At 51.1% G+C, this 25,355-nt stretch carries 24 protein-coding genes and 1 riboswitch; of the genes, 1 reads left to right on the forward strand and 23 read right to left on the reverse strand.

Annotated elements, in window-relative coordinates; translation table 11 throughout:
* Positions 1-4: 4 nt before the first annotated feature.
* The 18 genes from SBI19_RS04740 to SBI19_RS04825 form a co-directional block, all read right to left on the reverse strand.
* Entirely contained in the window at positions 5-1,795 is a 1,791-nt protein-coding gene (locus SBI19_RS04740; protein ID WP_317965470.1) for an ABC transporter ATP-binding protein, read from the reverse strand.
* Positions 1,785-2,933, reverse strand: coding sequence for a winged helix-turn-helix domain-containing protein (locus SBI19_RS04745; protein WP_317965472.1), 1,149 nt, complete (start codon positions 2,931-2,933; stop codon positions 1,785-1,787). The genes SBI19_RS04740 and SBI19_RS04745 overlap by 11 nt, the downstream gene beginning before the upstream one ends.
* Before the next feature lie 169 nt (positions 2,934-3,102).
* Positions 3,103-3,783 carry a DUF2953 domain-containing protein gene (locus SBI19_RS04750; protein WP_317965474.1) on the reverse strand — a complete coding sequence of 227 codons (681 nt, stop codon included), beginning with the start codon at positions 3,781-3,783 and terminating at the stop codon, positions 3,103-3,105.
* A 102-nt stretch (positions 3,784-3,885) separates the two neighbouring features.
* Positions 3,886-4,536, reverse strand: coding sequence for an SMC-Scp complex subunit ScpB (gene scpB / locus SBI19_RS04755; protein WP_317965476.1), 651 nt, complete (start codon positions 4,534-4,536; stop codon positions 3,886-3,888).
* Positions 4,505-5,287 (reverse strand): segregation and condensation protein A, encoded by a 783-nt coding sequence (locus tag SBI19_RS04760; RefSeq protein ID WP_317965478.1) that lies wholly within the window; start codon positions 5,285-5,287, stop codon positions 4,505-4,507. Before SBI19_RS04760 ends, scpB begins: the two co-directional genes overlap by 32 nt.
* A 94-nt stretch (positions 5,288-5,381) precedes the next feature.
* On the reverse strand, positions 5,382-5,849 hold the full coding sequence (gene ribH, locus SBI19_RS04765; protein WP_317965480.1) for a 6,7-dimethyl-8-ribityllumazine synthase: 468 nt from the start codon (positions 5,847-5,849) through the stop codon (positions 5,382-5,384).
* Between the two features lie 38 nt (positions 5,850-5,887).
* On the reverse strand, positions 5,888-7,084 hold the full coding sequence (locus tag SBI19_RS04770) for a bifunctional 3,4-dihydroxy-2-butanone-4-phosphate synthase/GTP cyclohydrolase II (protein ID WP_317965482.1): 1,197 nt from the start codon (positions 7,082-7,084) through the stop codon (positions 5,888-5,890).
* 14 nt (positions 7,085-7,098) lie between these two features.
* Positions 7,099-7,770 (reverse strand): riboflavin synthase, encoded by a 672-nt coding sequence (gene ribE / locus SBI19_RS04775; RefSeq protein WP_317965484.1) that lies wholly within the window; start codon positions 7,768-7,770, stop codon positions 7,099-7,101.
* Between the two features lie 5 nt (positions 7,771-7,775).
* The gene (ribD, locus tag SBI19_RS04780; RefSeq protein ID WP_317965486.1) at positions 7,776-8,906 is read right to left on the reverse strand and encodes a bifunctional diaminohydroxyphosphoribosylaminopyrimidine deaminase/5-amino-6-(5-phosphoribosylamino)uracil reductase RibD; all 1,131 of its coding nucleotides are present in this window, start codon (positions 8,904-8,906) and stop codon (positions 7,776-7,778) included.
* Between the two features lie 286 nt (positions 8,907-9,192).
* A riboswitch (FMN riboswitch) is annotated at positions 9,193-9,397 on the reverse strand.
* Positions 9,398-9,612: 215 nt separating this feature from the next.
* Entirely contained in the window at positions 9,613-10,044 is a 432-nt protein-coding gene (locus SBI19_RS04785) for a peptidylprolyl isomerase (RefSeq protein WP_317965488.1), read from the reverse strand.
* Between the two features lie 65 nt (positions 10,045-10,109).
* Positions 10,110-11,435 (reverse strand): diaminopimelate decarboxylase, encoded by a 1,326-nt coding sequence (gene lysA / locus SBI19_RS04790; protein WP_317965490.1) that lies wholly within the window; start codon positions 11,433-11,435, stop codon positions 10,110-10,112.
* Between the two features lie 137 nt (positions 11,436-11,572).
* Complete coding sequence (locus SBI19_RS04795; RefSeq protein ID WP_317965492.1) at positions 11,573-13,603, reverse strand: spore germination protein; 2,031 nt, start codon at positions 13,601-13,603, stop codon at positions 11,573-11,575.
* Between the two features lie 24 nt (positions 13,604-13,627).
* Positions 13,628-14,056: a stage V sporulation protein AB gene (locus SBI19_RS04800; RefSeq protein WP_317965854.1), complete on the reverse strand. Its 429-nt coding sequence runs from the start codon at positions 14,054-14,056 to the stop codon at positions 13,628-13,630.
* The gene (locus SBI19_RS04805) at positions 14,049-14,711 is read right to left on the reverse strand and encodes a stage V sporulation protein AA (protein WP_483312243.1); all 663 of its coding nucleotides are present in this window, start codon (positions 14,709-14,711) and stop codon (positions 14,049-14,051) included. The genes SBI19_RS04800 and SBI19_RS04805 overlap by 8 nt, the downstream gene beginning before the upstream one ends.
* 101 nt (positions 14,712-14,812) lie before the next feature.
* Positions 14,813-15,568 carry an RNA polymerase sporulation sigma factor SigF gene (gene sigF, locus SBI19_RS04810; protein ID WP_110043451.1) on the reverse strand — a complete coding sequence of 252 codons (756 nt, stop codon included), beginning with the start codon at positions 15,566-15,568 and terminating at the stop codon, positions 14,813-14,815.
* A 20-nt stretch (positions 15,569-15,588) separates the two neighbouring features.
* Positions 15,589-16,044 carry an anti-sigma F factor gene (gene spoIIAB / locus SBI19_RS04815; RefSeq protein ID WP_317965498.1) on the reverse strand — a complete coding sequence of 152 codons (456 nt, stop codon included), beginning with the start codon at positions 16,042-16,044 and terminating at the stop codon, positions 15,589-15,591.
* Positions 16,041-16,394, reverse strand: a complete 354-nt coding sequence (gene spoIIAA / locus SBI19_RS04820; protein ID WP_317965500.1) for an anti-sigma F factor antagonist — start codon at positions 16,392-16,394, stop codon at positions 16,041-16,043. The genes spoIIAB and spoIIAA overlap by 4 nt, the downstream gene beginning before the upstream one ends.
* A 116-nt stretch (positions 16,395-16,510) precedes the next feature.
* A complete protein-coding gene (locus SBI19_RS04825; RefSeq protein ID WP_317965858.1) occupies positions 16,511-17,659 on the reverse strand; it encodes a D-alanyl-D-alanine carboxypeptidase family protein in 1,149 nt (382 codons plus the stop codon).
* 278 nt (positions 17,660-17,937) lie between these two features.
* Between SBI19_RS04825 and SBI19_RS04830 the strand changes: the two genes are divergently transcribed.
* Positions 17,938-20,226: a hypothetical protein gene (locus SBI19_RS04830; RefSeq protein WP_317965502.1), complete on the forward strand. Its 2,289-nt coding sequence runs from the start codon at positions 17,938-17,940 to the stop codon at positions 20,224-20,226.
* Between the two features lie 79 nt (positions 20,227-20,305).
* On the opposite strand, the gene SBI19_RS04835 is transcribed toward SBI19_RS04830, so the two are convergent.
* The 5 genes from SBI19_RS04835 to SBI19_RS04855 all read right to left on the reverse strand — a co-directional run bounded on the left by SBI19_RS04835 (position 20,306) and on the right by SBI19_RS04855 (position 25,200).
* Positions 20,306-21,607, reverse strand: a complete 1,302-nt coding sequence (locus SBI19_RS04835) for a thymidine phosphorylase (RefSeq protein WP_317965504.1) — start codon at positions 21,605-21,607, stop codon at positions 20,306-20,308.
* A 167-nt stretch (positions 21,608-21,774) separates the two neighbouring features.
* Positions 21,775-21,966, reverse strand: coding sequence for an aspartyl-phosphate phosphatase Spo0E family protein (locus SBI19_RS04840; protein ID WP_317965506.1), 192 nt, complete (start codon positions 21,964-21,966; stop codon positions 21,775-21,777).
* A gap of 109 nt (positions 21,967-22,075) precedes the next feature.
* Entirely contained in the window at positions 22,076-22,918 is an 843-nt protein-coding gene (locus tag SBI19_RS04845; RefSeq protein WP_317965508.1) for a purine-nucleoside phosphorylase, read from the reverse strand.
* Between the two features lie 55 nt (positions 22,919-22,973).
* Positions 22,974-24,152: a phosphopentomutase gene (gene deoB, locus SBI19_RS04850; RefSeq protein WP_317965510.1), complete on the reverse strand. Its 1,179-nt coding sequence runs from the start codon at positions 24,150-24,152 to the stop codon at positions 22,974-22,976.
* A gap of 157 nt (positions 24,153-24,309) precedes the next feature.
* Positions 24,310-25,200: a tyrosine recombinase gene (locus SBI19_RS04855; RefSeq protein WP_317965512.1), complete on the reverse strand. Its 891-nt coding sequence runs from the start codon at positions 25,198-25,200 to the stop codon at positions 24,310-24,312.
* Between the last annotated feature and the right edge of the window lie 155 nt (positions 25,201-25,355).

Here is a 25,355-nt window from a genome sequence, read left to right on the forward strand (position 1 = left end):
TGAATTAGGCTACTTGAATCTCGACATCGCCCGATTGTGCCTCATACATGCGACGGTACAACTCGCATTGCTGAAGCAGCTCATCATGTTTGCCAATTGCTTGGATTCGCCCTTGATTCATGACGATAATCGCATCCGCATCACGAACGGTATACAGCCGATGCGCAATCGTAATTGTTGTCTTCCCTTCCGATAATCGGCGAACGGCTTGCACGATTTCCCGTTCCGATTCAGAGTCGAGCGCCGAAGTTGCTTCATCCATCAGAAGAATAGGCGCATGACGAAGCATGGCCCTAGCAATTGCCAGCCGCTGCCGCTGTCCACCGGACAAACCGCCCCCATGCTCTCCTAACTCCGTATCCAAGCCCTGCGGGAGCTGCATGACGAAGTCACAAGCGTTTGCCGATCGAAGAGCGTCAATCAATTCAGCTTCGCTTGCATCGGCGTTGCCATACAACAGATTATCGCGAATCGTTCCCGTATATAGTCTCGTCTCCTGAGGCACCACAGTGTAATAATGACGAAGAATCGATGGTTCTATGTCTTCTTGATTAATCCCATTCAGCCTTATCGATCCGCTCTGAATTCGGTACAAACCAAGCAGCAGCTTAAACAAGCTTGACTTACCTGATCCGCTCGGTCCGACAATCCCGATTCGTTGACCGTTTCTTATCGTAAGTGTGAGGTCATTCACTGCAGGATCATCCCATACGTTAAGTCCACTATCAAGCACCGATGCATACCCAAATGTTACATGTTCGAGCTCCAGCATTTCAAACTTCATACTACTCGAGGCGCCTTCAACAGCTGCCTTATGAACAATGGTCGAGTGCTCTACATTGCGATCCATCAATTCAAAGATTCGTGCAGCCGCGCCAAGCGACTGCTGCGCAGCCCCCCAGGTTCCTGCAAGATTCGTGAATGGCCAAGTCAAATGATTCAGCAGCTGGATGAATGCGATCAAACCGCCAATCCCCATTTTTCCTTCCGTTACAAAATAAGCCCCGCAGACGAATGCGATGACGAACGAAGATAAGCCGATTCCGCTGCCTGCCCCTGCGATAGAAGCTTGCAGATGCGTTCCCTTCATCTCGGATTCGGTCACATGGCTGCTTAAGCTGCGAAATTTGCGCAACAGCCGGGATTCCAGCCCGAAGGTTTTGAAGACGAGACTTGTGCTTAGCACATCCTGCAGAAAGGTCAGCTGCTTCTCCTGCCGTTGCTGCTGTTTAATTGCATTTCTCATAATTGGCTTGCCGAATACAACACCGATCAGCAGCGTCGTCGGTCCGATGAAGAAACAAATAAGCGCCAGCGGCCAATAGATGTTAAGCAAGAAAGCAAACGCAGCGAGAGCAAGCAGCGGGTTGCGAATGAGCTGCAGCATTGTATTGCCGAATAAGTCGCCAATAGCCCCGTTATCACTCGTCATTCGAGCAGTCAATTCCCCTGAATGAGACCGATCGAATTCCGATTGCGTGAGCCGAAGAACAACATCCATCGTATCATTACGAAGGTCTCTGCGAATTCGTGAGGAGACTGCCCCCTTCAAGAATGCGTCTCCATATTGAAATAGGACGGTTAGCAGCAAAATCGTAAAGCCAGTGATAATCAAATTTACCCAGTGTGATTGATCGCCGGACGCTGCCGCGTTCGTCATGCGGTTTAAGTATTGCGCAACACTTAGCTCAAGCCCAATTCCCACCAGCATGCTGAAGAGTAATCCAATGTATAACAGCCGATATCGCTTCGTATAGCCGATTAAACGTCTAATGAGCAGGCGATTATTTGTCATACGAATGCCCCTCCCGGCTTCTTCCTGCAAGCAATCGAATCGCTTCATTCAACTGTGCAATGACCTGATCGGTATGAATACGATAATAATGCCGATTCTCTGACTTATAGATCTCAATCAAATTAGCTGCAAGCAGAAAACCGGCATGATATGTAACTGCTCCAGGGGTGATCCCGAGTTCTTCTGCAAGCTCCTTACCGAACCGCTGCCGCTGCTTCAAAAGCAGCATGAATTCCAGTCTTTTCTTATCGCTCAGCGCCTTGAACAACTTCTCAAGTTTCTCCGTAACGGCAGCAGCGCCGAAATAAGTATCATTATATATTCCGATAACAGCCCAATCCTCCGGCATGCTCCCTGCGTAGAAAGCACTGCCTACCTGTGAACTGACGCTTACATGGATCTTCACTGGCTTATCGATGCACGACGGATCTAATCGGAGACATTGCGTAATAAAGGCTGACGGATTCTCCTCAAACGCTATTTCATACCGTTCAATAGCTGCATCGGCGATTGACTTCAATAGCAGCTCAATAGGTTGAAAAGCGCGCATATAAAACTGGCGAAATAATGCGAGATATCGCTCCTTCGCTTCCTCAGGATTATCTATACATTCCAACAGGGAGCAGCGAACCTGATCTTGTTCTTCGCTGAATTTCAACGACTCCAAACGACTTCTAAGCTTCTCCTTGTCTGTAAACAAATTCGACCATGAATCACCTTGAAATAATTCTTCTAACTGATTACTGCAAGCACCAAAAACCATCTGTTCTACGATCTCTTGTCCCGGTACCGCTTCGATCCTGCTTACCCAACTGTTAATATCCGTCTGCTCTGTATCTTGTAACACCGTGTGAATAAAACCGTATTCCATTCCGGAATGTACGACAGGACCTTCAAAGAAAAATGCAAGTTCTCGCCGTTGATGCGGCGTAAGCGCTTGGCTTGCTTGTTCCATTAAATGAGTTTCATTCGTATTCATATCAAACGACAGCTGCTCCGCTAGCTCGCAAAGCCGCGGAAGATTTGCAAGTTTGTACATCATATATACGAGCTCCATATTCTCGGCATATGTAATCGTAACGAGTTCTCGAAGCCGATCATCTTGCTCTGATTCTGTTTTATGCTCCATACTGCTCATACCATCACCCCTGAGTTTAATAAATATTAAAACTATAAGCCATGCAATTCAATATCCATTGAACATGATCAATTCTATAGCGATTGTTTAAATATGTCAATATCTTCTAACGGAACAAAAAAAAAGAGCAGCAGCTGCTGCCCTCCCTCTAACTTTACTGCTTCATGGCCTAGGTCTTCGGCAAAACACGCTGCAGACCAGCCGTACCTGCCTTCAACTTACGCATCCCGCTAATTAATCGAATTCCAGCAATACCTGCCTGACCAAGCCGCATCCGTGCGGCTAACTTCCACTCGGATACGAGACATGTGCGGTTATATGCCGGCTGGACATCAATAACCGGCGATGCTACTAGCTGCACGAGCTGTGAGGCAACGCCTATTGCAGTCGTTTTGACTGACCACAACATGCCCGTGCACATGGCTGTCCACATGGCATCGCCGGTCCCTACCTCCGTTATCCACCGCCATTCCTCCACCTTTACCTTTTGCAGTACCTTCGTAATGAGGCTTGCAGCGCCTTCAACCTGCGCAACGATCATTTTGAGCCGATTCGTCATACTCAGCACGCGCGCTGCATCCATCTTCTCTTCCTGTTCGCCGTGGCCCTCCATGTTGTCCTTCTCGGTACGCACCTTAATGCCGCGATTCGTCCATTCTAAGACAGGCATGTGCCACTTCAAACGAACGATACCGTACAACGCCTTAATGTGCACTTCCAAGTCGTCATCCAAGTTGATCTTCTTCATTTGGGTTGTCAATACAATCGGCGAGAACCATATGAGCAATCCGAGCAAAAAAAAGAGACCTGCAGCCGCCCACCATATCCAACCATGTGAAAAAGCCGCCATTTGCGGTTCCTCCATCCTCCAAGCATTTGGCTTGTGTTCCGCTTATCGCTATGACAAGCAGCAGTTGGTTATAGTATGGCCTTGCTGACAGATCTCATGTGCTTAATCTTCTTCGTCTTCCTGCGCAGCTGCGATTTCCTGCGGTGCAGGCGGAATCGGCGGCAGCTCATCGAATGTCATCTGACGTCCGTCGAACCGTTCGAATAACATATTCGAACCATCGTCGAGATCTTCCACCGTTACATTCGCAGGTTCCGGCAGGGCGCTAAGCGCGGAGAGACCGAAATAATCCAAGAACGCCTTCGTTGTCCCGTATAGAATGGGCCGGCCTATCGCTTCCGCACGACCGACCTCTTCAATCAAGTCCTTCGAGACGAGCGAGTGAATGGCGCGGTCGCTCTTGACGCCGCGAATTTCCTCAATGTCGACACGCGTAATCGGCTGTCTGTATGCCACGATCGACAACGTCTCAAGTGCTGCCTGCGAAAGGCTCGCGCGAGCCGGCGAATACGCCATACGCTCGAAATAAACGGCGTGCTCCGGATTTGTCGTCATTCGATAGGCGCCTGCGACCTCCGTGATTTGCACGCCTCTTCCTTCGCGTTTCAAATCGCATTTCAAATCGTAGACAAGCTCCGCCGACGTCTGAACATCGATCTGCAAAATCTCGGCAACCTGCCTGGCATTGAGGCCGTCCTCTCCTGCCATGTACAGCAAGCCTTCAATAATCGATTTGTAGCTCTGAAAGTCCATCCTCCGGCGTTTCCCCTCTCCAATGAATGACGATATCATCGAACGACTGATGTTGATGACAGCGAATATGCTTCATCTTCATCAGCTCCAATATCGCCAGAAACGTCACAACGATCTCGTGACGGTCCATATTTTGCTTGATCAGCTTCGAGAATCGGACAGTCTCGTACTGCTTCAGCACTTCTACGATATCGCGAATACGGTCCTTCACGGAAATTTCGTCACGTTTGACAGTAGCGACGAAATTACGGCGAACGGCTCTTCGCAGAGCCTTCTGGAATGCCCGCACGAGATCATCGATGTGCAGCCCTTCTACCGGATTGGACGGCAGCTCATGCATGAACGGCGTCAAATCTTCAGGTTCCTTCGCAAAAACAAGACTGCGCTCAAACTCCTTATCCCGGAGCTCGGCAGCAATGAGCTTGTACTTGCGGTATTCCAGCAGGCGCTGAATCAGCTCTTCCTGCGGGTCGGGCCCGTCATCCTGCCAATCTTCGAACTCATCGAGCTCGATGATAGGCGGCTTCGGCAGAAGCTGCTTGCTCTTGATTGACAGCAGCGTAGCAGCCATGACAAGGAACTCGCTCGTTACTTCGAGTTCGAGCTCCTGCATAGCTTGCAAATAACTCATATATTGATCGGTAATCTCGCTGATGGATACCTCGTGGATGTCGATCTCGGCTTTGTCAATCAAGTGAAGCAGCAGATCGAGCGGTCCTTCGAACGTTTCCAGCTTATACGTCACCGTCACGGCGTCGTCCTCCCGGGTGATGATCGGCTATCGTTATCCGCAGCAGAGTAGATCCCCCTACGGACATTTTGGCAGCACTGCTGCTGCCAGACGATTAGCCTTGAAGCTGGCGTGTCAGGTTCGCCATTTCGATTGCCGACGTTGCAGATTCCCAGCCTTTGTTGCCCGCTTTCGTACCAGCGCGTTCAACCGCTTGCTCGATCGAGTCCGTCGTCAATACGCCGAAGATCGCAGGAACGCCAGTTTTCAGCGCGATAGCAGCAACGCCTTTAGCCGCTTCGTTGCATACGAAATCGAAGTGTGGCGTTGATCCGCGGATTACCGCACCAAGCGTAATGACAGCGTCATACTTGCCGCTCTCTGCCATTTTCTGCGCTGCGAACGGAATTTCGAATGCGCCTGGCACCCAAGCGATTTCGATCTCGGAATCTTCTGCGCCGTGACGCTTCAACGCGTCAAGTGCACCGGACAGCAGCTTCGTCGTAATAAATTCATTGAAACGTCCAACTACGATACCATATTTCAAGCCTTGCGAGATTAAATGTCCTTCATAATGTTTCATTGTTCATCTTCCTTCCGATTAGATACGATTAAATTAAATTAGATGCAGTAATCGTCATATATTTTGTTCAACGTAACCCGATCAACGACCTCCAGGCCATAGCCTTCCAGTCCTTTAATCTTGCGCGGGTTATTCGTGAGCAGACGCATTTTGCTTACGCCAAGATCCTTCAAAATCTGAGCTCCGATGCCATATTCCCGCAAATCCGGATGAAATCCAACTTTCTTATTCGCCTCGCCTTTGTCGAATCCCTGCTCCTGAAGCTGATAAGATTTTAATTTGCTCAGCAGACCTTCGCTTTTGGTATCCTGCCGCATATAGAGCAGAATGCCATTGCCCGCTTCATTAATCTGACGCATTGCCGCATCAAGATGTTTGCCGCAGCTGCATTTCTTCGAATGGAACACATCGCCTGTTAAGCATTCCGAGTGAACGCGAACGAGCGTCGGACGATCCGGCGAGATCTCGCCTTTGACGAACGCCAGATGGACTTTGTCGTCAAGTTGATTCGAATATCCGATGACCGTAAAGTCGCCATATTCGGTCGCAAGCGGTGTCTCGACTGCGCGTTCCACCAGCCGTTCTTTCCCGTTACGATATTTAATCATCTCTTCAATCGAGATCAGCTTCAGGCCATGCTTCTCTTTAAACTCAATCAGATCGGGCAGCCGCGCCATCGTTCCGTCTTCTTTAATAATTTCGCAAATGACCGAGGATGGCTTCGCTCCGCACATATTCGCAAGATCGATCGCTGCTTCCGTATGGCCAGCGCGACGAAGCACGCCGCCTTCCTTCGCGATAAGCGGGAAGATGTGGCCCGGTCTGCGAAAATGCTCCGGCTTCGCCGTTTCGTCGATAAGCGCCATAACCGTCATCGAACGTTCATGTGCAGATATGCCTGTTGAAGTGGATACATGGTCTACAGAAACCGTAAACGCCGTTCCGTGGTAATCGGTGTTATGATTCACCATCGGAGGCAGATTGAGCGCTTCTGCACGCTCGCTTGTAATCGGTACACAGACAAGACCGCGCGCTTCAGTAATCATGAAGTTGATCGCTTCCGGCGTTGCTTTCTCCGTCAGCACGATGAGGTCGCCTTCGTTCTCCCGATCCTCATCGTCGACGACGATAATCGGCTTGCCCTGTTTCAGATCCTCAATGGCTTCCTCGATCGAATCAAAATATGCAGACGTATCGCCCAGCAGCCGCTCGGCGCTTTGTGTATGCTCTGACATGGTCAATCCCTCCCTTACATAAATCCATTATCCACCAAGAAAGAGGCGGTCAAACCGCTGCGTCCTGTTGGACGCGCACTTCCTTCGCTTCCTCGGTAATGAAGCAGATGATCAATATATTTGCCGAGAATATCCGCTTCGAGATTGACCGTATCGCCCGGCTGCTTATCAAAGAGCGCTGTCTGAGCAAGCGTATGTGGGATGACCGATACGGCGAACGAACCTCCCTCTGCACGAATAACCGTAAGCGAAATGCCATCGATCGTAATCGAGCCTTTAGGAATCACATACTTAGCGAATGGTTCTTTATCATCCGCACGAATGGCGAACACGATCGCATTCGCATCAACTGTGCGCGAGACGATTACGCCTGTGCCATCGATGTGACCCTGTACGATATGGCCGCCGAAGCGTCCACCCGCTGCCATCGCCCGCTCTAGGTTAACCTTCGAGCCAGGCTTCAAGTCTTTCAAGTTCGAATGACGATACGTCTGCGGCATTACATCTGCTTGGAACGTCGAGCGTGTATACGAGGTTACCGTCAGGCAAACGCCATTAACCGAGATGCTATCGCCAATCGCAACTCCTTCAAGAACATGAGAAGCTTCGATCGTCAGCACCATCGCTTCGCCAGAACGAGATGCGCTGCGAAGCTTTCCTACTTCCTCAATCAATCCTGTGAACACGCCGATCAGCTCCTCTCTGCAGCCCTATGCCGATTGGACGGATAACCGACGATTGCCATGTCATCGCCATGCTGCTCATATGTGACGGCTTCCAGCGTGATAGCGTCCGCCATCTTGTCGAAGCCGCTGAACTCGAATGCCGCTGGCGCCGCTGCGCCGCCGCCGATCAACTTCGGTGCGATGAACAAGGCAATCTTGTCTACAAGCCCCGCCTCCAGCATCGAACCATTCAATCGACCGCCGCCTTCCAACAAAATCGAACTAATCTCTCGCTCGCCGAGCGACCGCATCGCTTCGGCAAGATCGACCCCAGGCCCGTCGCCGCAATCAATGACTTCCACGCCTGCCGCTTGCAGCACGTTGCGTTTGTCAGCATCAGCGCTAGCGGTTGTAAGCACGATTGTAGGTGCTTCTCCATCGGTTACGACTCGGGCATCCAGCGGAATCCGAAGCTTCGAATCGACAATGATGCGCGTCGGATGCAGCGCAGGCACTTCAAGCCGCGTCGTTAGCTGCGGATCGTCCGCCAGCAACGTGCCGATTCCAATCATAATGCCTGCATTGCGATGACGCATTGTATGTACAGCTTGTCGTGACACAGCACCCGAGATCCAGCGGCTGTCACCTGTACGAGCAGCGACCTTGCCATCCAACGTCGAGGCAGATTTGAGTGTAACGTACGGCAATCGCGTCAGAATGAACTTATTGTACGCTTCATTCATCGCTAGAGACTGATGCTCAAGCAGACCATGCGACACTTCGATTCCCGCTTCCCGCAGCCTTGTGACGCCGCTGCCTGCCACTTGCGGATTCGGGTCTAACGCTGCAATGATGACGCGTGCCACCTTCGCTTCTATCAATCGATCGCAGCAAGGCGGTGTCATCTTCCGATAATGACTGCATGGCTCGAGCGTCACATAAGCAGTTGCACCCTCTGCTTCCGCTCCGGCCATCCGGAGCGCATTCACCTCGGCATGACCTTCGCCCCGCTTCAGATGCGCGCCAAGTCCAACGACACGCCCTTCCTTCACAATGACACAGCCAACGACGGGATTGATACTCGTCTGACCGCTTGCGCTTTCTGCCATCTGCAGAGCAAGTTTCATATAAAATTCGTCATTCATGATTGCAGACATTAACAAAAACCCCCCGACCGGCAGACTGCCGACGGGGGGATGGGTAACGCATGCGCTTGTGCGCTGGCGTTATGCATGTTGTGAAAAACATTCAAAAAGCCGCATACGCAAGGTGAAACAACTGTCACCGAAATTTAAACGGCACAGTGTGTTTCAGTCCGAAGAAATATAAGCTTACGTATAAGAAAAAAACTTATAAAAGTCTTATATTTCAAGCGAGGGTCACGATACTAACCTTGTGAAAAGGATAGCAAAGAAACCCGTACGAATGGCGTACTTGTTGAATGCTTCCCTTCTCCCATCCAGACTATACTGTCGGTCCCGGAATTGCACCAGGTCCACCGAAGCCTCTTCCACATGAAGACACGTAAGAAATTACGAGACTTCGGGTCACGGACTGACGCCGGAAGCTCGCACCATACGAATGGTAGCATATACAGCTTCCAGCGATCACCGCCGGTTCGGAATTTCACCGTACCCCGAAGGAAAGTCGCCTATTGTATTACATATTCGCCGCATTAGCGCGGCAACGATATAGTTTCGTAAACTATACCATTCAGTTTGTCATTTTGCAAGGTGAAACGACTGCTGCAGTGCTTAGGCAAGCCTCGTTCCCGATATCCGCCTTGGATTTCAAAAAGCCGCGGGACCGTCGACATTCGAATGTCGTGTCCCCGCGGCTTCTAGAGGAAGGGTGTAATCGCGATTATACTTCGACGATTTCAACCTTTTCCATTTTGTCGCGGCCTTTGAAAGCGTCAACTTGATCCATGCCTTCAGCAACTTTGCCGAATACAGTGTGAACGCCATCGAGGTGCGGTTGTGGCTTGTAGCAGATGTAGAACTGGCTACCGCCCGTATTACGGCCAGCATGTGCCATTGCAAGCGTACCACGCTCATGTTTGTTCGGGTTGATTTCACAGTCGATCGTGTAGCCAGGGCCGCCAGTGCCTGTGCCGCTTGGGCAGCCGCCTTGCGCGACGAAACCTGGAATAACGCGGTGGAATACAAGGCCGTTGTAGAAGCCTTCGTTAGCCAGCTTCTCGAAGTTCGCTACCGTATTCGGTGCATCTTTCTCGAACAGATCAATCTTAACGACAGCGCCGTTCGAAAGCGTAATGTGTGCTTGTTTAGCCATTATCGTTCAACTCCTGATTCCTCAAATGATCGCGCGATGCTTCGCTCTGCGATACACGATTTTGCTTATACAGTCGTCTTACGAAGACGCTGTGGAATAACGTCGTTAGCTACGATGTCATTCAGCGATTCGCGTTTAACCGCCAGCGATGCTTCGCCGTCCTTGACGAATACGACAGCCGGACGACGAATCCGGTTGTAGTTGCTCGCCATTGCGTAATTATACGCTCCTGTGCAGAATACGGCAAGCAGGTCGCCAGACTCGGATTTCGGCAGCTCAAGATCCCAAATGAGCATGTCGCCGCTCTCGCAGCATTTGCCGGCTACGGAAACCGTCTCTTCGTTTGCTTCGTTCGCACGGTTCGCCAGAAGCGCGTCGTACTTCGAGCCGTACAGAGCAGGACGCGGGTTATCTGTCATGCCGCCGTCTACTGCGATATATTTGCGCACGCCTGGAATTTCTTTGTTCGTGCCGATCGTGTACAGCGTCGTACCCGCGTCGCCGACCATGCTGCGGCCTGGCTCGATCCAGATCTCTGGCGTTGGGTAGTCGGCAGACGTGAAGTTCGAGATGATCGCATCAGCAATTGCGTTTACATACGTTGCAAGCGGAAGTGGCGTGTCGCCTTCAACATAACGGATGCCGAAGCCGCCGCCTACGTTGATAACAGAGAATGTTTTGCCGAGTTCGTTGCGAACTTGAACAGCGAATTTCGCTACTTTATCAACCGCCATGCCGAAGCCTTCAACTTCGAAAATTTGCGAGCCGATATGCGAGTGAACGCCGAGCAGGTTCAGGTTCGACAGCTTCAGCGTCTCTTCGATCGCGCGGAATGCCGTGCCGTTGCCAAGGTCGAAGCCGAACTTCGAATCTTGTTGGCCTGTCGAAATGTAGTCATGCGTATGAGCTTCTACGCCTGGCGTAATGCGAAGCAGTACGTTAGCCGTCTTGCCTTTGTCTGCTGCAAGAGCGTTGAGCAGGCTCATCTCGATGAAGTTGTCGACAACGAAGCAGCCGATGCCTGCGTCAAGCGCCATGTTGATCTCGTCAGGCGTCTTGTTGTTGCCGTGGAAGTGAATACGTTCAACCGGGAAGCCGGCTTGAAGTGCCGTATACAACTCACCATCGGAAACGACGTCAAGCGACAAGCCTTCTTGCTCTGCGATTGCGCACATAGCCATAACGCTGAATGCTTTGCTTGCGTATGCCACTTGGAATTTCAGTCCCGTAGCTTTGAAAGCTTCGACAAATTCACGTGCACGCTGGCGAACGAGTCCTTCGTCTACGATATAGAGCGGCGTACCGAACTCTTGTGCAAGCACTGTCGTGTCGCATCCGCCGATTTGTAGATGACCTTTATCATTAATTTCACTAGTCCCGTGCAAAAACATGGACAAAATCCCTCCGATAGTAAATGTTGTATAGGAATACCAATTTCATTTGTACCCAATGTCATCAGTATACTCTAAACCATCTATCGGAGAAATGTATTTTTCATCATTTCATTTGCACTAATTTTGGCACGGCCCTACGTACGCGGCATTTTATCCCGTTGTTTCGGGCGCAGCAGATTCGGACGAGTCCGATTATACAACACCGGCGGCCGCACGATAATGTTGATCATCGCCTTCAGATCGAACGGAATGAACGGCCACATGTACGGACGGTTGAAGGAACGTTCCATCGAGAGTACCAGCATGACGATCGTCGTTGCGATAACAAAGCCAGGAACTTTGAATGCCGCAACACACACAATGAGCAAGAGCCGAACGATGCGGTTCGCAAGGCCAAGCTCATAGCTCGGCGTTGCGAACATGCCGACTGCAGCGATTGCCATATACAAGATAACCTCATTAATGAACAACCCTGTCGATACTGCGATATCGCCGATCATCAGGGCTGCGATCAAGGACATTGCAGTAGCAAGCGGCGTTGGTGTATGGACGGCGGCCATGCGCAGCAGATCGACACCAAGTTCTGCCAACAGAAACTGAATGACTATCGGAATCTCGCCCATTTTCGATGGGCCGATGAAATCGAGCGATGCTGGCTTCAAGCTCGGATCAAGCACAAACAAAAACCAAATCGGCAGCAGGAACAGCGACGCCCATATTCCGATGAAGCGCACCCAGCGAAAATAGGTGCCCATGAAAGGCGTCTGGCGGTTTTCCTCGGCATGCTGAATCAGATCGAAGAACGTCGTCGGCAATAACATGACGCTGGGTGATGTATCGACGAATACGGCTACGTTGCCTTCGAGCAAATGGGCGGCTACAACGTCTGGGCGCTCGGAATATCGAACGAGCGGATACGGATTCCATCCCCGCTTCACCGTCGCTTCCTCGAGCTGCTTGTCCGCCAGCGGCAGACCGTCGATCTTCACCTGTTGAATTTTGTCACGAATCGATTCGATCAATTCCGGATCCGTAATATCCTCTACGTAAGCAATACATACGTCAGTCTGCGTCCGCTGACCGACTCGAACGATTTCATATCGAAGCATCGGATCGCGCAGACGACGCCGAACAAGCGACACGTTGACCATGAGCGTCTCGACGAAACCATCCCTTGAACCGCGGACAACACGCTCTAACGAAGGCTCTTCAGGACCGCGCGAAGGGAATGCTTTAGCGTCGATAATGAGTGCTGAGCTTTCTCCATCGATGTAGAAGGCAGAAGCGCCGGACATCACTTCGAGCAGCATATCATCCCACTCGTCAACCGCTTTCACTTGAACGGCAGGCACATAGTAGTGCAGGAAATCATGCAGCGCATTCGTCGAGAGCGTTTCAGTCTGCAAGTAGGTCAGTCGAGTGAGGACGTCTGTCAGCAGCGTATCCTTCACAAGGCCATTGTAGAAAAACAGCGCAGTCCGCTTTTCGCCAAACGTCATCTCACGCACCACAATATCGAAGCTTGTGTGGAAACCCGCATCCTCCAGCTTCTTCAGATACTGTTCAATGCTCGTGGGAATGGGTTCAACCAGAGGTTGTTCCTCACCATGTGCACCGCCATCCTGCGATTTCCCTTGTTTCTTGAACTTGGAATCAGAGTGATCCTGCTGTTCCGAATGAGCTTGCACCTGTTGTTTCTTTCCCTTGTCCTTGCTCGAATCATCGGTATGGTGCTGCTCCGCCGCCTTATCTTTCTTATCGGCTTCACCATGCTGCGCGGACTTACTTCCGCTGTGAGAAGCAGGTTCCTTGGATACGAGCTGCGCAGACAGCAGTTGATGCAGCCGTTCCTTGTCCTTGATGAGCGACAGGAGCTCGATATCTAGATCCTCTTGCGTAAAATGGTCCTTCTCACGCTCCGCATGATCTTTTTCTTCCGCTTCTAGGTTTTCACTTGACCTTGGTTTCGCCTTCTGTGCCTTTGGTTCGCTGATCTCTTCGATAACCGCTGATAGCTCGTCAGACTCGTTATCACTGCTGTGCACAGCCTTCGAAGCGGAAGGGTGGTCCAATGCATCTTCGTCTTCCAGTTCCTCCATCATCGAGATGATTTCCGGTATGATGAACGACTGATCGTCTGGTGTCTGTCTGTCCCGATTTCGCATAATGTCCTCCGTCCTCCTTGTTGCTTACCACTGATAATAGAGCCAATCAAACAGCGAGCCTGCCGTCTTGCCCAGCACCATCGCCCAGACAAGCGCTGCTATATGTCTTGACAGCGACATTCGCTTCGCCAAGATGGGAAGCACGTTCATTACTTCCGTTAGCGCTGCAGCAAGCAAGCCGACGAACAGCCCGTCCAGCACACCTGCAATCGGCATAACAAGCTGGTTAGGCAAATACAGCTTCCAATTCATAAAGTCAGCTACCGTCCAGAATAGCGCTCCCGCCGTAACTGCAGTTTCGAACCATACCGACTTCCGATACGCATTGCCCAGCTGCGCCAGCCGCGGGATCAAGTCCAAAATGATCAGCAGCGAGACCAATCCGGAACCTACGGCAAGACCGCCTCCAAGACCAAGCATCGCGACGAATAAATTACGGCCTAGATCAAGCATGCGGTTCACCCGCCGGACCGCCCGGCCCATTGCCGTTCTGCTTCTTGCGCATCTCTTCCGCTACGACATAGGCATTCACGTTCTCCTGGTACAAATACAGCTCTACCTCAAGCGGATTCGGTTCCTCATTAAACCGCTTCTTGAACAGATGGTTGAAGAACAGCAGCATACCAAGGCCAATGCCCGCCGAATATGGGATTTGGAACCAGAGCGGATGCTCCTCCCGCTTCCCTGTGACGAGCTCTGCGATTCGCATATGAACTTCCTTCATGCTTACGTCTGTATGAAAGTTCATTATGGCTAGCCCCGCGCCGAAAAATAACAGCAGCCATGAAACAAGCAGCACAGGCATTCTTGCACGCTCGGCTTTCTCGCCCACCATAAGGAGTACATGCGGTTCGCCATACGTCTCGATCGTCAGGTTCGGGAACTGCAATCGAATGACGCGTATCATCTGCAGCAGATCGATAACGACGCGGTTGCCGTCAGACGTCCGGTGATGATACAGCACAAGTGTTTCCAACACGTCCGCTATGCTGTCATCCGTTAGCAGCCTCGCGACCATGCCCAATGTCACTGTGTCGCCTTCATGGATATGGACCCGCTTCTTCAGCCGCATATAAAGCACCGTAGGTGCCGATACATTCCCTTCCAAGCGCGTATCACCTCCTGTCCGCAAGCGACAAGCAGCCAATTCATACGTAACGGTTCCTGGATAGTATGGCTGCAATGGCAATAAAAAAACCAAATCGCCGCTTATTGGGCGATTTGGTTTTTGATGAGCTGCAATATTTTTTTCTCTAGCCTGGATACTTGCACTTGAGAGATGCCAAGTCGGCTCGCGACTTCCGACTGCGTCTGGTCGCGGAAGTATCGCAGATAAACGATAAGCCGCTCGCGCTCTGCGAGCCCTTCGATCGCCTCTGCCAATGCCAGCTTGTCGAACCATCTCTCCTGCGTATCGTCTGCAATTTGGTCCATTAGCGTGATCGGATCACCGTCGTTCTCGAATACCGTTTCGTGTATCGAGGTAGGCGGCTTATTCGCCTCTTGTGCGAATACAACGTCCTCGGGCGATATGCCGAGTCCTTCCGCAACCTCGTTAATCGTCGGCAGGCGGCCAAGCGTCTTGGACAATTCATCCTTCATCTTGCGCACCTTGTTCGCTGTTTCCTTGAGCGATCGGCTTACCTTGAGCGTTCCATCGTCACGGAGGAAGCGCTGGATTTCGCCGATAATCATCGGCACCGCATAGGTCGAAAATTTGACGTCGTAAGACAAATCGAATTTGTCGACCGACTTCAGCAGTCCGATACAACCGATCTGGAACAGGTCGTCAGGCTCGTAGCCGCGGTTCATAAACCGCTGCACGACCGACCATACGAGCCGAATGTTGCAGTGGACGAGCGTGTCACGGGACACGCTGTCTCCTGACTGGCTCAGGGCGATTAGACGCTTCACTTCTGCGTCATCCAAATACGGCTGCGCCGTTTGCTTCAAATCGACTTCCATGAGGTCCAACCCCTATGCGCCTAATTGAACAGCGCTTTTTTCGATTCGATTCGCTTCGACATCTCGATCCGCGTACCGCGGCCAGGCTCGCTCGTCACTTCGAACCGATCCATGAAATTTTCCATTATCGTAAAACCCATGCCCGAGCGCTCCAGCTCCGGCTTAGACGTGTAGAGCGGCGAACGTGCCAGCTCCAGATCTTCAATCCCATTGCCTTCGTCACTGACGATCAGATGCAGCGTTTCATCTTCGATCGAGGCTTCGATCGTAATGAATCGAGCCGGATCATTGTCATAGCCGTGAATGATCGAATTCGTTACCGCTTCGGACACGACCGTCTTCAGGTCGTTCAGCTCATCGAGTGTCGGATCTAGATGCGTAATGAAGGCGGCGACAGTAATGCGGGCGAACGCTTCATTCTCACTGCGGGCGGAGAACGTTACGCGCATCGTATTGACAGCTCTCGTCTCGTTCATGATACGACCTCCAGACTGGTGAGCGCGGCGCGCTCATTATCGTGAACAGCCAAAATTTTGAACAAGCCTGACAGCTCGAGCAACCGGTATACACTTTTATTCACGTCACAGACAGCCATTACGCCGCCCTTCGCCTTCAGTTGCTTGTATCGGCCCAGGATGACACCGAGACCGGAGCTGTCCATGAAGATCAAATCCTTCAGGCTGAGAACAACATGCTCAACCGTGCTCTTCAGGATTGCTTCTTCCATCCGGATTCGAACAATGTCCGCCGTATGATGGTCAAGCTCTCCTCTCAGGCGGACGATCAACACATTGCGTTGATGCTCCAACTCTACTTGAAGACTCATATCCTGTTCACTCCTCCCCGTGATGAACAAGCATTTCTCCGCAGGGCAGCCCCATTCCTGCCTAGCGACAAAACTAGAACCGCGACGCTATTAGCCGACAAATTGTGCTTCTAACTTTAGCTGAACAGACCCGAGCATGTCCGTTTCATGAGCGTCCACCAGCTTGCTTTCTCGACCGTAACCGGCGATTGCACCTCGAACTCCGAGAGCTGTTGATTGCCTTGATACACAACGATCCGGCCGATGCGATCCCCGATCTTGATCGGTGCTTTGATCGTCTTATCGAGCTGAAGCTCATGACGAATATCGCCGGTCGATGCGCCTTTACGCATCAGTACGCTGTAAGGATGGGTCGCCGTCAGCTCCAGCTGTGCGACTTGCCCCTTCTCTACCGGCACCTTGCCAATCGGATCCCCTTGCTTGAAGATCGAGTAATTCGTATATTGCGCGAACGAATAATCGAGCATCGACGCAACTTCCGCGTTGCGCGTCTTCGTATTCGGTTCACCCATTACAACCGCAATAACACGAAGACCGTCGCGGCGCGCCGTTGCCGACAGGCAGAACTTCGCTTCATTCGTGAAGCCGGTTTTCAAACCGTCAGCTCCCGTATAGAAGCGCACGAGCTTATTCGTATTGACGAGCCAGAATGGCTTCTCCGACGATTTGCGCAGATAGTCTTGATACATGCCCGTATACTTCGTGATCTCGGTATGCTTCAGCAGCTCGCGCGACATGACCGCAATATCATGGGCTGACGTGTAATGATCGGCAACCGGCAGACCGTTACAGTTGGCAAAATGCGTATCGTTCATGCCAAGCTGCTTCGCCTTCTCGTTCATCATGTTGACGAACTGTGCCTCCGAACCTGCAAGCTTCTCCGCCATCGCGACAGATGCATCATTGCCTGATGCAAGCGCAATGCCTCTAATCATCTCGTCAACCGTCATTTCTTCGCCTGGTTCAAGGAAAATCTGCGAACCGCCCATCGATGCGGCATATTCGCTCGTCGACACTTTGTCGGTCAACTTCAGTCGGCCATCATCAAGAGCTTCCATGATGAGCAGCATGGTCATAATCTTCGTAATGCTGGCTGGCGGCAGCTTGTCATGGCTGTTCTTATCGAAAATAACCGTTCCGCTGTCAGCATCCATCAGTACGGCAGAACGTGCAGACGGTGCCAGATTAGCCGCTGGAGAAGCAGCTTGCGCTTGAGGTGCGACAGGCTCTTCAGCATAGGCAGACAACGCCGGCAGCAGCAGCATGAGCGCTAAGACGCTAACGAATAGTTTGGTACAGACAGACTTGAACAAGAACGATCCCTCCTGAGCATGTTGCGGCCTTAGCTCCATCCGCGCTGAACAGACAGCGAATAGGTCTGGAACGCACTGCGGCCATCTTTTTCCTTTCCATTATGGACAGCATAAGAGCAATTTATTCCAGTTTATTGCATATTAAAAAGCCGCGACTCATCACCAATTGCCGGTCGCGTCATAGATTAATAGAAGATGGAAATTCGTTTCGATAGGAGGTGGGATGATAGATGGCGAGCTCAGAGCAAGAACAAATACTAGTGATGCAGCGCAGAATGTTCGGGCTGCGAAATATAGACGGTCAAATTTATGATAGTTTCGATAAACCGGATACCGTGTTGAACGGAACGAAGACGCTGAGCGGTCACAATTGGGCAGTATCGGGCAACGGGATTATGACAGCCAAAATAAAGAACGGCGAGCTGATTGCGGACGGTTTGAACTTTTACGCCAGCGTCGATTATGGAAAGCCCATTCCATATATGCAAGCTGCATTTAGTTTTACCAAAGTTGATGGACAAACTTCCGGGATAAGCGACAATATTGTGATGATTTTGCAGGGCGGCGCTCTGAATCTCGGTACGATGATTCATATGTTGATCGGGAAGACCAGTTTTACACTCATGAAGAGGGTGAATGACGGAAACTTTATTGTCGTGCCTGTGACGAAAATGTCTGAAGGCATAAACAACTTCCGCAAGGATGGTTTCCCCTACAGCATGGAACTGCAATTAGAGGGCAATGTACTGACGATTACGAATGGCACGGATATCTATAAGGCGACAGACGACAGCTTTGTCACCATTAACCCTTCAAGAGCAACCATTCAAATTGCACCGCAACCGAACGCACAGTTCATAGGCAAGTTTCACAGCATTGCTGTCGGCGAGAAAGCATCCGACAATGATCTCGTAAGCAAAAATGGTCTCATAAAGTCCGAGCTAATTCCGATTGTCGACGATGTCCTCGAGAATGCGCCTCAGATAATCGCATTTAACGATTACGCTGCCAATATTCCAAACTGGATCAACATTACTCATCCTCCTTACAACGCGGCCCCTAACTCAGACATTGCAACCGTACTTCAGAGTGTCATCAACAGTTTATCGCGCGGCACGATCTTCATACCCGACGGCGATTACCTCATCAGTCAGACGATCAAATTAAAGCCTAAAGTAAGTTTCATTTGCGGCAGCAACACTGTGTTCAAACCTTCGACAGCAGCTGACAATTTCAATATGTTCGAGTTTCCCAAATATCAAGTGCGCAATGATAAAACGACATTCACGGGCTTGCGCATCAATGGGCTGAACAAAAATGTAACCGGACTCAAAGTGTTCAACGCCATTAACCTATACTTCTACGACTGCACGATTGAGAATTGTCAGGATACAGGGCTTGAGCTCAATCAATCGCAATTCAACCAATTTTATAATCTGGTTCTATTCAACAATAAGATCGGACTCCATATAAACGCAGGTACAGGCAGTCAGACCTACACCGGCGGCAACTCGAATACGTTCTACAGTCTAACGTTAGCCAGCAATATCGTCGGCGCTCTGGTGCATCATGTGTCGGGCAACTACTTCTACTCCACGATTCCGCTGGCGAATCGGGTCAGCTGTTTCGCCTTTTTCGACTGCCTGACCAACTACATCCATGGCGGGTGTCCCGAAACAACCGGCGTCGATGCGCCGAATACCGTTTCCATCGATTTGAAAGGCAAAACCGTCAAAAAGTCCACCATCTACTGCAGCAATTCCATCCTCAGTGTCGACAGCCTGCAGAACAATGATGCGTCCGTCCGGCCTTCGATTCTTCTCGAGAATGAAAGCCTGCTGGATTACATCAACCCAAGAGGATATGGCCAGCCTTACTACTCCCATGTTGCCTGCGATAGCACAAGCAGCGTGTCTCTTGTCGGCAAGTTTGATGCGGTAGGCAATTTTGAGAACGTTACCGCGATTCCATCGGGTCTCATCATTCGTACTCGGAACGGTTTCTTGATGAAGGATAACACCAAATACGATAAATATATGACAAACTCATCCGTCAGCCCATTGGCACCGCCAATCGTGAAGCTCGGAACCGGCGGGGTCGTATCGGTATCATCCAAGAATGACGTTGAGCTCGGCTCCGTCAAAGCTGTGAAATTCAGTAATTCCGTCACTGTCGGAACGGATAAGGCGGTTATCTACGCAGCTAATATTTTTCCGAACGGAATCGGCAAGAAATATTCAGGCATGGCGGTCAATCTGAAGGCGGATGCGGACACTTCGATTAAAGTGGAGCTTGGAGAACCGAACGGAGCGGCGATGGATGTGCGATTGAAGGCAGGAGAATGGAGACGCGTTTGTTTACTATGTACTGCGCTGCCTAACTATAACGTGTTCTTCTGTCCGCTGGACAATGCCGGGGCTGAATTGCTCGTGACGAGGCTCTGCTCCATAAATACAAACAATGAGCAAACGGTACGCAAGCTGCTCGACGGTTACTTTAACGACAACAGCAGTTCCTAATCATGCATACTAAAAAAGACCGAATCGAGATTCACTCGATATCGGTCTTTTGCTATTTCACTAGATTGACGCTTCTTCATTACTCCATGTAAGCATAGATATGGCTGTGCTGTGCAGGGGCATTCGTCTCAATATGGACAGCGCGCTGCAGCTCGTTCAATATTGCCGGCGCAATTGCCTTGTTCGTATATACATAAGCTACTACTTCGCCTTCTTGCACCTCATCACCGTGTTGCTTGATCAATTGAATGCCGGCATGATGATCGATCGAATCCTCTTTCTTCTCTCGTCCCGCTCCAGCGATCATGGCTGCTCGGCCTACCGTCTCAGCGTCAACATGGTGAATGAAGCCGCTGCTCAGCGCTTTAATCTCGTGTTTATCCGAAGCGCTGAATACCCAACTCTCGTCTTCGAATACGTCCAAGCTTCCGCCGAATGCGTGCACGTAATCCGCAAACTTGTTGTATGCAGATCCATCGTCTATTACTTGATTGATCTTCTCCATTGCCTCATCCAGATCGGCGTATTGTTCGGATAGACGCAGCAAGTATGCGACGGTTTCCACGCAAATTCGACGCAGCTGCGGATTGCCTCTGCCCTTCAATATTTCCACACTCTCGTATACTTCGAACGCATTGCCCACCATCGAGCCTAATGGCTGGTTCATATCCGTAATGAGCGCCGCGAACCTTTTGTTGAAGCGCCCGCCGATGCCGATCATACTGGCTGCGAGCTCTTTGGCCGATTCAGCATCTTTCATAAAAGCGCCTTGACCGAATTTCACATCGAGCAAAATAATGTCGTTTCCTGCCGCAATTTTCTTGCTCACGATCGAGCTTGCAATAAGCGGAATCGAATCCACGGTCCCGGTAACGTCCCGGAGGGCATACAACTTCTTATCCGCCGGAACCAAATTTCCCGTCTGACCAATTAAAGCAAATCCGACAGACTTCACCGTGTCGATGAAGGTGTCGACGGGCTGTTCGACGTTAATGTTCGGAATCGATTCCAGCTTGTCGATCGTACCGCCGGTCAAACCGAGACCCCGGCCCGACATTTTGGCCATCGCAAGATCAAAGCATGCAATAATCGGTGCGATGATAAGCGAGACTTTATCGCCAACGCCGCCGGTTGAATGCTTGTCCACTTTCGACTTCGATATCGCCGTCAAATCCAGTTGATCGCCGGATTCGATCATCGCCTTCGTCAGATAATAAGCTTCCTCTTCGCTCATGCCGTTGAAGAAGACGGCCATCAACCACGCGGACACTTGATAATCGGGAATCGTCCCCTCCACGTAGCCATTAATTATGTATTGAATCTCATCGTATGAAAGTTCGGAATCATATTTCTTCTTATCGATCAAATCAGACATTCTCATTGTGCCATTCTCCTATTGAAGAGATAAAATATAGCTGCTGCCTAGGCCGACATCTGATGAACAGGTATAGTGCCTTGGCAACAGCCATAAATTAAGAAATCGATTTCGTAATCAGCCGGCAGACACTGCCGACTTATGTTCCATAATTCTGCAGCCCGCATAAGACATTAGTCCTCCTCGGGTACAGGTTTATTGTGGCACCGCGAACGATGCTGCTCCGTCTGGGCTTGTACGATCAACGTATCAAGCTGTTGACTTAAGTGCAGCACGTCGCGGTCCTGCAAGGTGTTCCTTAACAGGGCGGTATCAACCATTCGGCCACGTAGTTCTTCTAAGGTTACATATAGGGAATTGTTCATCTCTCGCTCCACTCCACATCTATAATCACGAACATTGTACTGTAATTCGCGTACAATGTATGTCATATTGAGTCGGCGAAGCAAATTTTTTAACCGACAAATAACGACGCTACAGCTTCGGTACGACGTCGGAAACAAGCTGAAGGAAGCGGTTTTTCACCCGTTCCGTCGTTTCCATAACCTCTTCATGCGACAACGGCTGGTCCAATATACCCGAGGCCATATTGCTAATGCATGAGATGCCAAGCACCTCGACAAGGCAATGCCGCGCTGCGACGACTTCCGCGATCGTCGACATGCCGACAGCATCGGCGCCAAGCGTGCGCATCATTCGGATTTCGGCAGGCGTTTCATAGGATGGACCAAGCACGCCGATATAAACACCCTCCCGAAGCGTGAAGCCAGCAGCCTGCGCTGTCTCTTGAGCCAGAGCACGAAGCCGGCGGCTGTATGCCTCGGACATATCCGGGAAGCGCACGCCGAACCGATCCTCATTGGGACCAATCAGCGGGTTGCGGCCCGTTAAGTTGATGTGGTCTGTAATAAGCATCAGATCGCCTGGCTCATAATCCGTATTGATGCCGCCGGCTGCATTCGTCACGACGAGTTTCGTAATACCGAGCTCCCTCATCACACGCACCGGGAAGCTTGTCAGCTCCGATCCGTAACCTTCGTACATATGGAAGCGGCCTTTCATCAGAATAACCGGTCTGCCGTTCAACCGGCCGATCAGCAGCTCCCCTGCGTGACCTTCAACCGTCGATACTGGAAAATGCGGGATATCGCTGTAAGCAATCGTCGTCGCATCCGTTATGTAATCGGCAAGCACTCCTAATCCTGAGCCTAGAATTAGTCCAACCTCTGGCTGTAGGCTTGTTTGTTGACGTATATAGTCTGCTGCCTCGACATAGGCTTGGCCTGTCAATCTGCTGGCACTGTTCTCGTTAGCCATCGCATTCCTCTCCTTCTCCCAATCGAAATCATCTATTCCAGAGCTTGCTCATGGATTAACTGAGCCGGTCTAATAAGCTTTCGCCATTCGGCGGCATCGCTACGCAGAAGTTCTCCGCCACTGTAGCCGCGATATCCGCGAAAGTTGGGCGTACCCCAATGGAGCCTGGGGTAACGAAAGCCGGGCTGTAAAGCAGCAGCGGTACAAATTCCCGCGTATGATCGGTGCCTGCATGCGTTGGATCGTTGCCGTGATCCGCTGTTACAATGAGCAGATCGCGTGGTCCAAGCCTTTTCTCCAGTTCAGGTACCGCTCGATCGAACACTTCAAGCGCCTTCGCATAACCAGCCGGATCTCGACGATGACCGTACAAGGAGTCGAAATCAACAAGGTTCGTAAACAACAGCCCTTCGAAGCTTGTCTCCAGCCTTTCGAGCGTCTTCTTGATCCCGTCCTCGTTGCTCTTCGTCGGCATCGACTCGGTAATGCCTTCTCCGTCGAATATGTCGTTAATCTTGCCGACTGCAATGACGTCATAACCGCTGTCCTTCAACGAATTAAGCACCGTAGGGCCAGGCGGTTTTAAAGCGTAGTCATGTCGATTCGGCGTGCGAACGAAAGCACCTGGCGAACCGATGTATGGTCTTGCGATGACACGGCCAACCGCGTACCGTGGATCAAGCGTCAACTCGCGGGCGATCTCGCACGCGCGATACAGCTCTTCCAGCGGAATGACCTCTTCATGCGCAGCAATCTGGAACACACTGTCCGCAGACGTGTATACGATCCACGCGCCCGTTCGCATTTGCTCCTCGCCAAGCTCAACGAGAATATCGGTGCCGCTTGCAGGCTTGTTGCCGATGACGCGGCGGCCTGTCCGTTCCTCGAAGGTATGAATCAGTTCTTCAGGAAACCCTTCCGGAAACGTCTGGAACGGAATGGTCACCTTTAATCCTGCAATTTCCCAATGACCTGTCATTGTGTCTTTACCGACGGAAGCCTCTGACATTTTGCCGTAATAGGCAGCAGGCTGCTCCTTGCACGGCGTCCAGCCCGGCAGCTCAGCGATCCGGTCAAGCCCCCAGCGGCGCAGCCTCGACATCTGCAAATCCGGAACCTCGCGAATAATGTGTCCTAACGTGTGTGCTCCGGTATCTCCGAACCGCGCAGCATCCGGCATTTCTCCGATACCTACGCTGTCTAGCACAATCAACGCAATGCGTTGAAACCGCATACGGCAGTCCCTCCTGACATCAGGATCTTTGAGCGGAGCTCAAAGTCACTCCGCTTTACATCAGGATCTTTGAGCGGAGCAAAGTCACTCCGCTTTACATCAGGATCTTTGAGCGGAGCTCAAAGTCACTCAGCTTTGATCCATCAGGCACGAACGTTTATTTCGCTCTCGGATGCGAGCGTTCATATACTTCTTTCATTCGCGACTTTGTTAATTGAACATATTTTTGCGTTGCAGCAAGGCCGGCGTGACCGAGCATTTCTTGGACGGCTCTCACATCCGCTCCGTTCTCAAGCAAATGCGCAGCGAATGAATGCCGCAGAGAGTGCGGCGTAAGTTCACCTTCGATGCCTGCTGCGAGCGCATATTTTTTTACAATTTTCCACAGACCCTGCCGCGTCATCCGCTCGCCTCTGCGATTAAGGAATAACGCCTGTTCTAGTGTCTCGCCGCGTGACAATACCGTTCGTACGGAATGAAGATACGTTTCAATGGCAGCACCTGCGGATCGACCGATAGGCACGATGCGTTCCTTGCTACCGGCTGCACAACGAATGAAGCCGAGGCTGATGTGGACATCTGTCACCTCGAGAGCGATCAATTCGGATACACGAATACCCGTCGCATATAACGTTTCGAGGATGGCCGTATCCCGAATCCCGATCGGCTCCGTACGTTCCGGCGCAGCAAGCAGCCGCTCCACCTGCTCTGCCGAGATAATGAGCGGCGGCGGGCTGTCCGGCTTAGGAGCATCCATTTCCGATGTTGGATCGGCATCAACGAGATGCTTATCCATCAAATAGCGAAAGAACGCGCGAAGAGATACCCGATAACGGGACAATGACGCATTCTTGCGTCCTTCCTGCCTCAGTACAAGCCAATAACGCGCCATATGATGCTTCTTTACATCACGAGCCGTAAAGATGCCCGACTCCGCTGCATAGCGGATAAAATGCCTCACGTCTCGTTCATAAGATGCAAGCGTATTGTCAGACAGCGACCGTTCGTAAGACGCATCCTGAATAAACGATTGCAGCTCCGTCTCCATGATTCAGCTATCCTTTCTGCAGTCGAATGACGTGCATCTAACCATTTCCACAACATGCCTCCAAATTCCTGCATGCATTGGCGATTGTCGTCAGAAGGTCACTCAATTGCACGAATAGACAACCCGAAACAGGCTGCAGCCAATTACAGCTTGAT

Origin of the sequence: Paenibacillus sp. CCS19, assembly GCF_033239625.1 — a bacterium.
Taxonomy (GTDB): Bacteria; Bacillota; Bacilli; order Paenibacillales; family Paenibacillaceae; genus Paenibacillus_T.